We start from the raw sequence: 13,692 nt of genomic DNA on the forward strand, positions 1-13,692 counted from the left end.
GTGTAAGATACGCTGGTGCTAAATTAGTGCTTAACTCGTCATTTCGGCCAGAACGTTATTCAACTGCTCCACCGAATCGATACCCGAATGCGTGAAAATCGGTCTTCCTTTCGACTCTTTGAGTGAGCATTTCGACGGGTTCCGCTTGATGTACTCAATTACTTTGCCAAATTGGTCGGACGTGAAGAACGCGTCATTCCCGTTAGAAACGAAGTAGCCTTTCAGAATAGTATTCTTAAGCGTCAGTTTTTCAAGGTATAAGCGTTCGGCTTTCCAGCGCACGTTGACCATGTCAATCAGGTTGATAACCTCTTCAGGGATCGGTCCGAACCGGTCCAGAATTTCCTGACGGAAGGCTTCCAGTTCCGTCGAATTTTCGATGCTGTCCAGGCGGGTATATAGTGCCAGACGTTCCGAAATATTGTGTACGTACCGCTCCGGAATAACAACCGGAAGGTCCGTTTCAATAACTGTGTCGGGCAGCTTCAGTTTCAAATCACCGGGTTTCGTCTCGAACAGGTCTTTGAACTCATTTTCCCGCAACTCCTGTACGGCTTCATCCAGGACCTTGTGGTACATCTCGAAGCCCAGGTCGTTGACGAAGCCACTTTGTTCCGCACCCAACAGGTTCCCCGCGCCCCGAATGTCGAGGTCGCGCATGGCAATCTTGAATCCTTCGCCCAGATCCGAGAAATCTTCCAGCGTCTGTAGCCGTTTGCGGGCATCCGCCGTCAGTACCGATGGCGGTGGCGTGAGCAGGTAACAGAACGCCTTGCGGTTCGATCGGCCAACCCGGCCCCGCATCTGATGCAGGTCCGATAAGCCGAAATAGTGCGCGTTGTTGATCAAAATTGTATTGGCATTCGGAATGTCCAGCCCCGATTCGATGATGTTGGTCGAGATCAGCACATCGTACTCACCATCGATAAAGCGGGTCATCATCCGTTCCAGCCGCTCCCCTTCCATCTGCCCGTGGGCAACACCGACCCGCGCTTCAGGAACTAACCGCATAATCATGTTGCCAATGGATTCGATATCGCCGATTCGGTTATGCACAAAGAAAGCCTGACCACCTCGTTTGATTTCTGTACTGATGGCGTCGCGGATAACGGTCTCGCTAAACGCGTGAACTTCCGTCGTAACCGGTTGCCGGTTGGGCGGTGGCGTAGCGATGACCGACAGGTCACGGGCACCCATCAGCGAGAAGTGCAGCGTACGGGGAATGGGTGTAGCGGTGAGCGTCAGGACATCGACTTCCACACGCAGTTCTTTAAGCCGATCTTTCGTTTTAACGCCGAATTTCTGCTCTTCGTCGATAATCAGCAAACCAAGGTCTTTGAACTTGATGTCCTTGTTGACAATGCGATGCGTACCGATCAGGATGTTGATTTCACCCGACGCAACGCCTTTCAAGATCTCCTTGATTTGTGCAGCCGTACGAAACCGATTGATGTATTCGACCTTGACCGGAAAGTCAGCCATACGGTCGGAAAACGTCTTGAAATGCTGCATCGCCAGGATCGTCGTCGGGACTAGCACGGCGACTTGTTTGTTGTCGCTGACGGCCTTGAACGCGGCCCGAATCGCGATTTCGGTCTTACCGAAACCGACGTCTCCGCAAACCAGCCGGTCCATGGGGTTGGGCCGCTCCATGTCGTCTTTAACGTCGTTGGTGGCCTTTGCCTGATCGGGGGTGTCTTCGTACAGAAACGACGATTCAAGTTCGGTTTGTAGGAACGTGTCGCGGCTGAACGCGTAACCCGGCGCGTTTCGGCGCTTGGCGTAGAGCGCAATCAGTTCGCGGGCAATGTCTTTGACCTGTTTGCGAATGCGCGATTTCTTCTGCTCCCACTCCTGCGAGCCTAGCTTGCTCATCGGCGGAGGACTCCCCTCCCGGCCCGTGTACTTGGCAATCTTGTGCAGACTGTGGATGCTGACGAGCAGAATGTCGTTGTCGCGGTAGATCAGCCGAATGGCTTCCTGCTGATTACCAGCGTTATCGACCTTTTCTAAACCCGCAAACCGACCAATGCCGTGGTCGATATGGGTGACGTAATCGCCCGGTTGCAGCGTTTTCAGTTCACGCAGTGTCAGCGCCTTCGACTTCGTGAATTTATCCTGAACCTTGAAGCGGTAGTAGCGGTCGAAGAGCTGGTGATCGGTAAAGCAAACGATCTTCAGCGAGTCGTCGATGTAGCCTTCCCGCAGACCGATGTTAAGCGGCTGAAAGGTAAGGTGCGGATCGAGTTCTTCGAAGATGGTACGGAGCCGGTCGAGCTGTTTGAACGACTCGGCTGCGATAACGTTAGTATAGCCCTTCGCCTGATTGTCGCCCAGCGTATCAACAAGGCGTTTGAAATCCTTATTGAACGACGGCTGCGGTTTCGATTGGTACTGCTGTCGACCATCCGTTTTGAAATAGAATTTCCGACCAAACTCGACCGTCCGAAACTCTTTAATCTGATTCAGAAACGTACGCCGGGTTTCGAACAGGTCGCCGGGGTTCGATACGACCTGAATGCCACCACTGCTAGCCAGCACCGTCTCAAAACTCTGCTCGGCTTTTTCGTAGCACTTCTCGATGATCTCCAGCGTGAACTCAACGTCTTTTGCCCAGATCGTCGTGGTAGCCGGTAGGAAGCTGAAAAACGGGTCCCGCGTTTCCTCGATCAGTTTGGTCTGAATGTTCGGGATAACGTTGATAAAGTCAACAGGGTCTGTGGATAACTGTGTTTCCGGGTTGAATTGGCGGATGCTTTCTACTTCATCGCCGAACAGATCAATGCGGAACGGGTACTCGCTGGCGAATGAAAAAACGTCGATGATACCACCCCGAACGGAAAACTGACCGGCTTCGTAGACAAAGTCCGTTTTCTCGAACTCATACGTCAGCAGCAGGTCGGCAACGAAATTTGTGTCGATCTTCTCCCCTACCCGAATCGTCAGCGTGTTGGCCTGTAGCGAGCGCTTGTTGATCACTTTCTCCGACAACGCTTCGGGATACGTAACGACGAGTAAGCCGTCTTTCGGGGCTGGGTTCAACTTGTTGAGTACCTCAGCCCGCATCAGCACGTTGGCGTTTTCTACCTCTTCGTACTGATACGGCTTTTTGTACGACATGGGAAATAGCAGAATTTCCCGTTCCAGCAGATGCTGTAAGTCATTGTAAAAGTAGGCGGCTTCATCGCGATCAGTCATCACAAACAGATGATTGCCACCTACCGATTTGACGATAGCCGACGCAAAGACCGCGTCCAGACTACCCGCCAAACCCTTGATCTGAAGTCGTTGCGGATCGCCGGTATGCTTACGACCAAACGGTTCAGATAGTATCTGGATAAAACTATCGTTGGCGTAAAGGCCAACTAATTCGGCTGGTTTCAAGCAAATTCAGGTTGTGATATACAAACAGGAAAAGCCGCTGGAAGCGTATTCCGGCGGCACGTAGTTGTAACAGCACGCGAAAGCGATTTGTTGCAGGTACGGTGGGCTATAAACTGGCCATTGACTGAAAGTCAATCTGCTCCTTTTCCAGGATCGACTGAATGCGCGGACTATCCTCAAATACAACGACCAGTTCCTTCTTATCCGTGATCTCGTCATCGTCGAGCCACTTCCAATCTTCGGCTGTTGCGTCCAGCATGTTGAATACGCTGGCTAGTTTAGCCGGGTCCCGTTCTTTACTGATTAGATCGGCTGTATTGGTGAAATACAGCACAATACGCTCATCTTCCAGCCATTGCAAATCGTTGAGAGCGTCGTTGAGGGCATCTATGTTGTAGCCAAACGAGTCTGGAAATTCGAGTACGTCGGCCATGGATTCATAAAACGAACGAAGTGTCGTCGCGTCTTTGCCATCGACGTGCGCAATAAACCAATCGGCGAAGTGAGCTTCCAGTTCGCGTTCTGACTGGCAGATAAGTATGTTCGGTGTCATTCGATTTCGGTAAATGAGCGATAGTGATCGCGGGTGTAGTAAGCGTGATCGTCGGAACTGGTAACAAGTCGCTCAGCGCCCCGGTTCTGTCCCTGAATTTTTGGTTTTACGTCCCATTCCTGATAACGCAGTCGCTGACCAGTGCTGTTCTGAATCGGTAGCTGCCGCTCGTAATTGCCGAACGTACGGCCACCAACGTAGCCTTTAGGTGCTCGGTGATTCGTACGAACATACGCCAGTACGGTACGCACGTAGTCAGGGATCGCCAGTGCTGAAGTGGTAGCCTGATTATCAGTACTCTGCTCCGACTGATGACGATGATGGCGTTTGTGGCGGGCCGGCTGCTGCTGAACGTCAGCGGTTGGTTGCTGACTGGTACGCTGTTCGTTTCCACGACAGGCGACGGTGGAAAACAGCAGGCTCAGTAGAAGACTGAATCGAATCAATGTGGAAAACGGGTGGGATTTCATGCGACAAACTTACTGGTAAGAAGGATACCACCATAGCGCACAAAAAAGCCCGCTACGGAGAGCAGGCTTTCTGTTAATTCAGCGAAAAAAGCGGAATGCGTGCCGCAACCATATTGTGAAACATCAGCTCTGTTACGAACGGTGTCATGTATTTGATCAGCGGAAATTCCGATATCGACTCCATGACCTCCAACTCGGAATCAGCTTTGAAAATGCACCACAGCTTCTGCCGGTCTACCGACAAAGAATATGATAGTAATTGGCCTCGCTCCATCAACTCGTCGACTTTAACCCGCTGGGCCGGAATTTGATTGGCAAACTCATCATCCATCACGGTGGGAAGGTCGAATTCGACCATGTACTGGCTCATAAGCAGTGTCGTTTTGCATCGAGCCGGCTTTCATTATGTCAGCTTACCTGACCACCGGCTATCAGCAAATTAACGATCTTTAGCTCATCTTCGTTGATCGTATGCGGGAAATTTGGGTACAAACGCGCCGTAACGGCCGCATTCATGCCACTCAAAATCCGCTCTGTTTCCAGTACGCGCTCTTTCGGTACGTGGCTATCACGGTCGCTGCAACCGAGGAAAATGGGCGTGCCGTCGAAATCACCGGTATAGTCACGATTCGTCCCATCAGGACCAACCAGTCCTCCACTTAAAGCGAATACACCACCATAGCGCATGGCGTTTCTGGCGACATACTCCGACAACAAACAGGCACCCTGCGAAAACCCAAACCAGTATAGCTGCGACGGATTGACGTTGTGGTCGGATTGCAAACGTGCCCGTAAACCTGACAGCACCGCCAGCGCCGACGACAGGTACGGCTCGTTCTCGTCTGTTGGTCGCAGAAACGAATACGGATACCAGGTATTTCCGGTGGCTTCCGGTGCCACAAAGGCGAAATCATCGGCGTCGATGTACTGCGACAGCGACAGTATATCGCGGGCTGAACCGCCCCGGCCATGAACCATAATCATCACCTTACTCGCTTCTTCGAGCGGCTTACCGGCGGTTATGTATGCGTTTGGATCGTGGATCATATCAGTACTGTTTTACCTGAATGGGTGGCAATTCAGCTTCTACTTTAGCCCGACGTGCTTCATACTGCGCGGGTAATTTCAAGGCCGTACCTAACTCAGCGACCGACTCATCGACAGAAAAGCCCGGCGGATTGGTCGCTACTTCAAACAGCACACCACCCGGTTCGCGGAAATAAATACTGTTGAAGTAATTGCGGTCCTGTACGGGCGTAACCTGGTAGCCCGCCGACAGCAGCTGCTCCTGAATAGTCAACTGGGTATCGTCGGAATCGGTTGAAAACGCGACATGGTGTACCGAGCCGCCCCCCTGTAAGGCCCGAACCGCGTCTGGTGACTGTAATACGTCGACAAAATTGCCCGAGCCGCCTTTACCCGCCTGAAACCGATACAAACCGTTTTCTTCGGCTACCAGCGTGTGCTGCATTGAATCGGTCAGTAATCGAATGGTGCGATCTGGATTCTGCTCGTTCAGCGTCACGGTATGAAAACCCCGCACGGCATACTCGGCCGGAACCGATCCGTTTTTCCAGCCTGTGCGGCTATCTTCGTCGGTGAAGACCAGTTCGATACCCATGCCGTCGAAATCTTCGAAGCGCACATACGTCTCGTTAAAGCGTTTGTTTGGCCCCGAATACGGAATGTTGGATTGATGCAGCCGGTCCAGCCAGTACTGCATGCCCGCTACCGGTACCGAAAACGCCGTGTAGGTGAGCTGACCAATCCCTTTCCGACCGCGTGGGATGCCGTCGTACGGAAAGAACGTCATGATCGTGCCCGGCGAGCCGGTTTCGTCGCCGTAATACAGGTGATACACGTCGGGTGCGTCGAAGTTTACCGTCTTCTTGACCAGTCGCAGACCCAGTATGCCGGTGTAGTAATCGACGTTACGTTGCGTATTCCCAGCCAGGGCTGTTACGTGGTGCAAACCATTGATGAGCGTTTCCATAGTATAAGCTTGGTTAGAATCTGAACTGTGCTGCAAATAAAAACAATTGCAATTAATGTATGTACAATTAATGCCTAAAATTTGTTCCACAAAAAAAGCCCGGTCTTCAGACCGGGCTTCATAACGCTGTAAATCAGCTGTCTATTCTTTCAGGAACGGATAGTCCGACTGAACATATACGTCTTTGTACGCTTCTTCGGGTGATGGGTACGGCGACTCTTCGGCAAACTTCACCGATTCATCAACGATGCCTTTGATCTTCTTGTCGATTGCGTTCAGATCGTCTTCCGAAGCCAGGCCTTTTTCCAGAATGCGGGTACGAACCATTTCGATCGGGTCACGCTGCTTGTATTGCTCAACCTCTTCTTTGGTACGGTACTTCTGCGGGTCCGACATTGAGTGACCCCGGTAACGGTACGTCCGGAACTCAAGGAAGGTCGGTCCTTCACCCGAGCGAGCCCGGTCAGCAGCCCGGCTTACGGCTTCGTGAACGGCTTCGACGTCCATCGCGTCGACTGGTTCCGATGGCATATCGTACGATTCGCCGATGGTGTACAGTTCCGTTACGTTCGACGTACGGGCAACCGACGTTCCCATGGCGTAACCATTGTTTTCAACGACGAAGATGACCGGTAGTTTCCAGAGCATCGCCATGTTGAAGGCCTCGTGCAGCGCACCCTGCCGAACAGCACCGTCGCCGAAGAAACAGATGCAAAGGTTTTTGGTTTTGTTGTACTTCTCGGCGAAGGCGATACCCGCTCCCATCGGAATCTGAGCACCAACGATACCGTGGCCACCGACGAAATTGACCGACTTGTCGAAGATGTGCATCGACCCGCCTTTGCCTTTCGATGAGCCAGTTTGTTTGGCAAACAGCTCGGCCATTACGGCCTTCGGATCGGAGCCGAGGGCGAGTGGGATACCGTGGTCACGATAGGCGGTAATCCATTTATCGTCTTTGGTCAGCGCCGTGTACGCGCCCGACGAGCCTGCTTCCTGACCGATATACAGGTGACAGAAGCCACGAATTTTCTGCTGACCGTACAGTTGACCGGCTTTCTCTTCGAATTTCCGTTGCAACTGCATCGACTCGTACCAGTACATGTACTGTTCTTTCGAGAATTCTGTCTTCACAGGTTCAGGGGCTTTGCCGTTCTGCTGGGTACTCTCCGACGAAGATGCCGGTGCTTTTTCTTTGACGCTTGCCATATGAATGAGTTCGCTAAATCGGTCGCGGCTGCGGTCGACGAACGGTAATCGGAGCGATTTCCCCGCTACCCACGAACCGAACAAACCAGCCGTATCTTTGTTGCCAATACCAAATCAGCGCGTGTAAAACGGCACTGGTTTAGGTAACTGACAGCCGCGAAATTACGCATTCTCGCGTTACGAGCCATACGTATGCATCTCGAAAAACTGAGCCTGACCAATTTTAAAAATTACGAGGATGGCCGGTATCTGTTCGGGCAGCAGGTTAACGTACTCGTCGGGCCAAATGGTAGCGGAAAAACGAATCTGCTCGATGCCGTTTACTTCCTGTCGCTCAGCAAAAGTGCGTTCCACAGTCAGGACGCCCTGAGCATTCTGCACGATGCCGATTATTTCATTCTCGACGGTGTTTTTCAGGAAGATACGGGCGACACGCCGACCGAACACCAGATCAGTCACCGGATGGTGCAGATTACGATTAGTCTGCAACGGGGACAGCGGAAAGTGTTGATGGCCGACAAAAAGCCGTACGAGCGTATCAGTGAGCATATCGGTCGGTTTCCGGTAGTGCTGGTAGCCCCCAACGATACGGACCTTGTTCGTGAGCATAGTGAAGACCGGCGGCATTTCTTCGACGGTGTACTGTCGCAGCTCGACCCCGACTACCTGCGCGATTACCTGACGTATCAGCAGGTGCTGAAGCAGCGAAACAGCCTACTCAAGCTGTTTGCTGAGCGAAACCAGGTCGACAATGATATGCTCGATACATATGATGAGCCGCTGCTCATGCTAAGTCAGCGCATTCACGACGCCCGCCAACAGTTTGTGAAAGACTTTCTGCCGGGCTTTCGCGATCATTACGCGTACCTGAGCGACGAGCGCGAGGTTGTCGACATTGTCTATGAATCGGAGGTCAGCAAGCCCGACTTCGCCACCGAGTTTCGGCATTTCCGCCGGCGTGATACGGTGCTACAGCGCACGACGATGGGTATCCACAAAGACGACTACAGCTTTCTGATCGGTGGAGTACCGCTGAAAAAATTTGGGTCGCAGGGGCAGCAGAAGACGTTCGTCATCGCCCTCAAACTGGCTCAGTTCGATCAGATTCAGACCGAAAAAGGTATTCGGCCCATTCTGCTGCTCGACGATATTTTCGACAAGCTCGATGACAAGCGAATCGGTAAGCTCATTCAGCGCATCGATGAACGCGCCTTCGGTCAGGTATTCATTACCGACGCCCGGCCCGAACGGACGCGCGAATTGCTGGCGTCTGTACAAACCGACGTGCGTTTCTTCGAAGTAGGTGGCTGAGTTATCTCACGAAAGTAAGAACGGTTGACGCCTTCCTTTCTGCGGGTAACCAACGCTGTTCCCAATGTTCCCACGCCAGCTACTTGTCTTGCTACTGTTCTCCATCTGTAGTCAGGCTCAGTCAACGCTTCCCAAGCCGTTCGATTTTGCCGGGCCATTACGGGTATCTGATAATCATCGTTATCTGGTGCAGGCCAATGGAAAGCCGTTTTTCTATCTGGGTGATACGGCCTGGGAGTTGTTTCATCGACTAAATCGGGACGAGACGGAGCGCTACCTGAGCAAACGGGCTGAGCAGGGCTTCACGGTTATTCAGGCGGTAGCCTTGGCGGAACTCGACGGGCTGAATACACCGAACGCCAACGGCGACAAGCCATTACTGGACAACGATCCGACCAAACCCAACGAAGCTTATTTTCGGCACATCGACTTTGTCATCGATAAGGCAGCGGAACTGGGCCTAGTCATCGGTTTATTGCCGACCTGGGGGGACAAACTCTTCAAGAATACCTGGGGGACTGGCCCGGAGATTTTCAACCCAACCAACGCCCGAACGTACGGACAGTGGATTGGTAATCGCTACCGAAATCGACCCAATATTATCTGGATTCTGGGTGGCGACCGGCAACCTCGGGACGGAAGCGACGACTTGGCTGTCTGGCGGGCTATGGCAGCCGGCATCGAGCAGGGCGTTGGTGGGCCCGAAAAGGCGCTGATGAGCTATCACGCGCAGCCGCTGCCGACCGACGCGGGTGGTTCAGGGAAATGGTTTCAGAACGACGACTGGTTCGACTTTTCCATGCACCAGACCGGGCACTGCCGCGACGTGGCCGTGTACGACAAAATAACCGTGAGCTACAACCGTCGCCCGACCAAACCAACCCTCGACGCCGAGCCGATCTACGAAGATCATCCGGTTTGTTTCAACGCCAAAGACCTGGGTATATCCAATGCCTACGATGTCCGTCGGTCGGCGTATCTCGATCTGATGGCGGGTGCCCTTGGTCATACGTATGGTTGCCATCCTGTGTGGCAGATGGCTGCGCCGGGCCGTGCGCCGGTCAACGGGCCGCATTACAGCTGGATGGACGCGCTCGATCTGCCCGGTGCGAATCAGATGAAACACGTACGCCGACTGTTCACTGCCCGCCCGATGCTGGATCGTGTGCCGGATCAGACGATTCTGCTCGACGGGGACAAAGAACCCGCTGCCCGCGTGCAGGCCATCCGGGGAATCGATCATGCGTTCGTATATACTACCGCCGGTAGGCCATTTACCGTACAACTCGGTCGTATTTCAGGTAATTCGCTGACAGCTGGCTGGTTCAATCCCCGTACGGGTAACTGGAAGAAGCTGGAGAGTATTGCCAATGCCGGACAGCACCGATTCGTACCGCCAACGTCGGAGTACGGGCAGGATTGGATACTGACCCTGGACGACAGCAGCCGCAATTATCCCAATTTTTGACGCATAGATGCTTTTCAGACGCCGTAGCGCTGTAACCAAACGTTGGGCGATGACGTTAGCATAAACAAGTTTGCACTGCCGCAACCTCTTTTCCGATTTGCCTTATGAATCGTGCCGCTCTGGTATTCATTGCCCCGGCAATTTTTCTGCTCATCGACACCTACGTCTATCAGGCTGTCCGCTACCTAAGCCGGTCAGCCAGCGATAGTACACAACGGACAATTGCCTTCGTTTACTGGGGCTTTACAGTTCTGTCGTTGATTGCGTACGTAGCCATGCAACTGCTGCCCGCCGACTCGCTGAGCCGACAGGTACGCACGTTTATCTGGGCCGGAATCGCCATCCCCTACTTCTCGAAAGTATTTGCCGTCATTTTTATTCTGATCGACGACATTGGTCGCTTCTTCCGCTGGATCGTATCGCTGTTTTACAAACCCGAAGTACGCGAAGCCGTCGTTGATTCGAACAGTGCCGCTATTCCGGCAACGGACGTAATACCCCGTTCCGAGTTTTTGATGAAAACGGCGCTTGTCGTCGGGTCGATACCGTTGGTTGGCTTCTCATGGGGCATTCTGTCGGGAGCGCACGATTACCGCATCCGACGCATCAAACTGCCCCTTAAAAACCTGCCTTCCGGCTTTAACGGAATGACCATCGCGCAGATTTCCGACATCCATACGGGTAGCTTCTTCAACAAAACGGCCGTAAAAGGGGGTGTCGACATGCTGATGGGACAAAAACCGGATCTGGTGTTTTTTACAGGCGACTTAGTCAACAGTACAGCCAGCGAGGTAAATTCGTACATCGACGTGTTCGACAAAGTGAAAGCGCCCATGGGCGTGTACTCGACACTCGGTAACCACGATTACGGCAAATATGTACAATGGCCCAGTGCACAGGCCGAGCGACAGAACGTACTCGACGTCATTGCCGCCCACAAGCAGATGGGCTGGAACATTATGCTCGATGAAAACAAGATACTGGAGCAGAACGGCGACAAAATCGCGCTGATTGGCGTACAGAACCTAGGTTTCGGACCGGCTGCGTTACGGATGGGTAATCTGGCAAAGGCGTATCAGGGTACGCAGGATTATCCGGTCAAACTGTTGCTATCCCACGATCCCACGCACTGGGACGCTGAGGTACGACCCCGCTACTCCGACATCGACGTTACCTTCAGCGGTCATACGCATGGCGCGCAGTTTGGCGTCGATCTGGGCGACGTACGCTGGAGTCCGGCGCAGTACTTCTACCGGCAATGGGCTGGCTTGTATCAGGAGGGCGATCAGCGATTATATGTCAATCGGGGGTACGGGTACATCGGTTATCCCGGCCGGGTCGGCATACTGCCGGAGATTACGATCTTCGAGTTAGTAAAAGCATAACAAAACCAAATCCGGTACCGGCGGGTTAGTGTCGCGTGTAGCTACACAGAATCGACTAAACAAACGGTACCTATGAAAATCACGTTCTTTACGCTGACTGCCTTGGTTCTATCCTTTTTCGCCCCGGAAAAGAAGCAGGAAGACACCAAAATTCCCCTTTGCCACGGCCCTGCCAATGGCATGTCGCTATTGGCCGCTAACCCCGCTTTCGCCAAAGCACACGCTGAACCGTTACCATTTACCTACGTGAGCAAGGCTGGTGACATGGTTAAGTTCAACACGCCCGACGGCAAAACGGCTGAAGGTTTTCTGCTGAAAGCCAAAAAGCCTTCCGATAAGTGGCTGCTGGTGTATCAGGAATGGTGGGGGTTGAACGACTACATCAAGAAAGAAGCAGAAACCTATTACAACGACCTGAGCGACGTAAACGTGCTGGCGCTGGATATGTACGATGGTAAAGTCGCAACCAAACAGGAAGATGCGGCTAAGTACATGCAGGGCGCTGATCAGACTCGGTTGCAAAACATCACGAAGGGTGCCATTGCCTACGCAGGCCCTAAAGCAAAAATTGCGAGCGTGGGCTGGTGCTTTGGTGGTATGCTGTCGCTCCAGTCGGCTATCCTGACCGGCAAACAGGCCGTCGGTTGCGTTATGTATTACGGCTTTCCTATTCAGGACGTCAGCAAGCTAAAAATGCTGGATACGGATGTACTCGCTTTCTTCGGTACGAAAGATGGCTTCATCAAACAGGAATCGGTGAAGGAATTCGAGGAGAACATGAAAAAGGCGAACGAGAAGCTGACCGTGAAAATGTACGACGCCAATCACGCCTTTGCTAACCCCAGCAATCCGAATTATGACAAGGCTGCCACGGAAGACGCCTATAAGCGTTCGCTGACCTATTTGAAGGCGAAACTAAAGGCTTAACCAGCCTGTCCTCAGGCGATTCAGCGAATGCCACGGCACCATACTGCCGTGGCATTCGTTTTTACAGCAGCGTTAAACCTTTTCATTGACTAATTGTCATACTGACAAAGGTTGACGCTTAAACAGTAAACAGACTCGCTTATGAAAACGCTGAAACTAATGCCCCTGCTGATGGCCACACTGATGGTTGTTCTGCTGGCAAGCTGCGGTCCTTCGTATGTTGGTGTAAACAGCCGTCCTGCCTATGGCTATTACGGACGTCCCTATTATGGTGGCTACGGCGGTTATGGCTACTACAACCGGCCTTACGGCTATTACCGTCCACCCGTTATCGTGCAGCGACGGACCTATATCGCACCGGCACCCCGCTACAACCCGCCCCGGAACTATGCACCTAACGGCCGTATAGGCGGTGGTGGTAATTTTAATGGCGGAGGCCGTTCACGCGGTCCGAGATAACACCAGATTGTTCGAAACAAACAGGCCGGCCTTATAAGTCGGCCTGTTTTGTTAGGTACTGTACGTAGTCACCGGAGTCAATTCGGCGCAGTGTGCCAACCGGCCAATTGTAGAGGTAGACCCAACAGTCAACCAACTGACCAGCGCAGGTCACCGGAACGATGCGTCGTACGTACTCGTCGGATTCGCTTTCCGATGGGGTAGCCTGAACGCCTTCATACTCGTCGAGTAGTTGCAGTAGATTCGCCTGACTATCCGGAAACAGCGTATAAACGGACCCGTGAATCAGCGTCGATACCTCGGGAAGATACAGTGCACCCGGATAGCTGCCAACGTCATACAACGGCCCGTTGATGACGCCCTCACCCATGTACCGACTGTGCTGGCGCAGATGTATGGCAGGTGCATTCGAAAAAGCTGCCCGGAGCGTACCGTAGACGAATAAATGAGTTGGCATTGTGATTGCAGGAAAGAATTAATGTCCTTGGGTTGACAAATCTTTGTAAATTAGTGTTGTACCTGAAAATCAACGT

The 13,692-nt window shown here is 52.7% G+C and carries 13 protein-coding genes; 5 read left to right on the plus strand and 8 right to left on the minus strand.

The window, feature by feature from the left end; all coding sequences use genetic code 11:
* Positions 1-30: 30 nt before the first annotated feature.
* The 7 genes from mfd to pdhA form a co-directional block, all read right to left on the minus strand.
* The gene (mfd, locus tag CLV58_RS20645; protein ID WP_106139734.1) at positions 31-3,384 is read right to left on the minus strand and encodes a transcription-repair coupling factor; all 3,354 of its coding nucleotides are present in this window, start codon (positions 3,382-3,384) and stop codon (positions 31-33) included.
* Between the two features lie 106 nt (positions 3,385-3,490).
* A complete protein-coding gene (locus tag CLV58_RS20650; protein WP_106139735.1) occupies positions 3,491-3,937 on the minus strand; it encodes a barstar family protein in 447 nt (148 codons plus the stop codon).
* Positions 3,934-4,383 carry a guanyl-specific ribonuclease gene (locus tag CLV58_RS20655; RefSeq protein ID WP_245882399.1) on the minus strand — a complete coding sequence of 150 codons (450 nt, stop codon included), beginning with the start codon at positions 4,381-4,383 and terminating at the stop codon, positions 3,934-3,936. Before CLV58_RS20655 ends, CLV58_RS20650 begins: the two co-directional genes overlap by 4 nt.
* Before the next feature lie 97 nt (positions 4,384-4,480).
* Positions 4,481-4,777, minus strand: a complete 297-nt coding sequence (locus tag CLV58_RS20660; protein ID WP_106139737.1) for a muconolactone Delta-isomerase family protein — start codon at positions 4,775-4,777, stop codon at positions 4,481-4,483.
* A gap of 38 nt (positions 4,778-4,815) precedes the next feature.
* Positions 4,816-5,454: an alpha/beta hydrolase gene (locus CLV58_RS20665; RefSeq protein WP_106139738.1), complete on the minus strand. Its 639-nt coding sequence runs from the start codon at positions 5,452-5,454 to the stop codon at positions 4,816-4,818.
* A gap of 1 nt (position 5,455) precedes the next feature.
* Positions 5,456-6,400 carry a ring-cleaving dioxygenase gene (locus tag CLV58_RS20670; RefSeq protein WP_106139739.1) on the minus strand — a complete coding sequence of 315 codons (945 nt, stop codon included), beginning with the start codon at positions 6,398-6,400 and terminating at the stop codon, positions 5,456-5,458.
* A gap of 141 nt (positions 6,401-6,541) precedes the next feature.
* Positions 6,542-7,609: a pyruvate dehydrogenase (acetyl-transferring) E1 component subunit alpha gene (gene pdhA, locus CLV58_RS20675; RefSeq protein WP_106139803.1), complete on the minus strand. Its 1,068-nt coding sequence runs from the start codon at positions 7,607-7,609 to the stop codon at positions 6,542-6,544.
* Positions 7,610-7,801: 192 nt separating this feature from the next.
* On the opposite strand from pdhA, the gene recF reads away from it, so the two are divergent.
* From recF to CLV58_RS20700, 5 genes are all read left to right on the plus strand, one after another.
* Positions 7,802-8,920 (plus strand): DNA replication/repair protein RecF, encoded by a 1,119-nt coding sequence (gene recF / locus CLV58_RS20680; RefSeq protein ID WP_106139740.1) that lies wholly within the window; start codon positions 7,802-7,804, stop codon positions 8,918-8,920.
* Between the two features lie 64 nt (positions 8,921-8,984).
* Entirely contained in the window at positions 8,985-10,388 is a 1,404-nt protein-coding gene (locus CLV58_RS20685) for a glycoside hydrolase family 140 protein (protein WP_106139741.1), read from the plus strand.
* 104 nt (positions 10,389-10,492) lie between these two features.
* Complete coding sequence (locus CLV58_RS20690; RefSeq protein ID WP_106139742.1) at positions 10,493-11,773, plus strand: metallophosphoesterase; 1,281 nt, start codon at positions 10,493-10,495, stop codon at positions 11,771-11,773.
* Between the two features lie 72 nt (positions 11,774-11,845).
* A complete protein-coding gene (locus CLV58_RS20695; protein ID WP_106139743.1) occupies positions 11,846-12,700 on the plus strand; it encodes a dienelactone hydrolase family protein in 855 nt (284 codons plus the stop codon).
* Positions 12,701-12,841: 141 nt separating this feature from the next.
* Positions 12,842-13,159 (plus strand): hypothetical protein, encoded by a 318-nt coding sequence (locus CLV58_RS20700; protein WP_106139744.1) that lies wholly within the window; start codon positions 12,842-12,844, stop codon positions 13,157-13,159.
* Between the two features lie 31 nt (positions 13,160-13,190).
* Here the strand turns inward: CLV58_RS20700 and CLV58_RS20705 are convergent, their stop codons facing one another.
* A complete protein-coding gene (locus CLV58_RS20705; protein ID WP_106139745.1) occupies positions 13,191-13,616 on the minus strand; it encodes a gamma-glutamylcyclotransferase family protein in 426 nt (141 codons plus the stop codon).
* Between the last annotated feature and the right edge of the window lie 76 nt (positions 13,617-13,692).

Source organism: Spirosoma oryzae, assembly GCF_003002825.1.
Classification (GTDB): Bacteria; Bacteroidota; Bacteroidia; order Cytophagales; family Spirosomataceae; genus Spirosoma; species Spirosoma oryzae.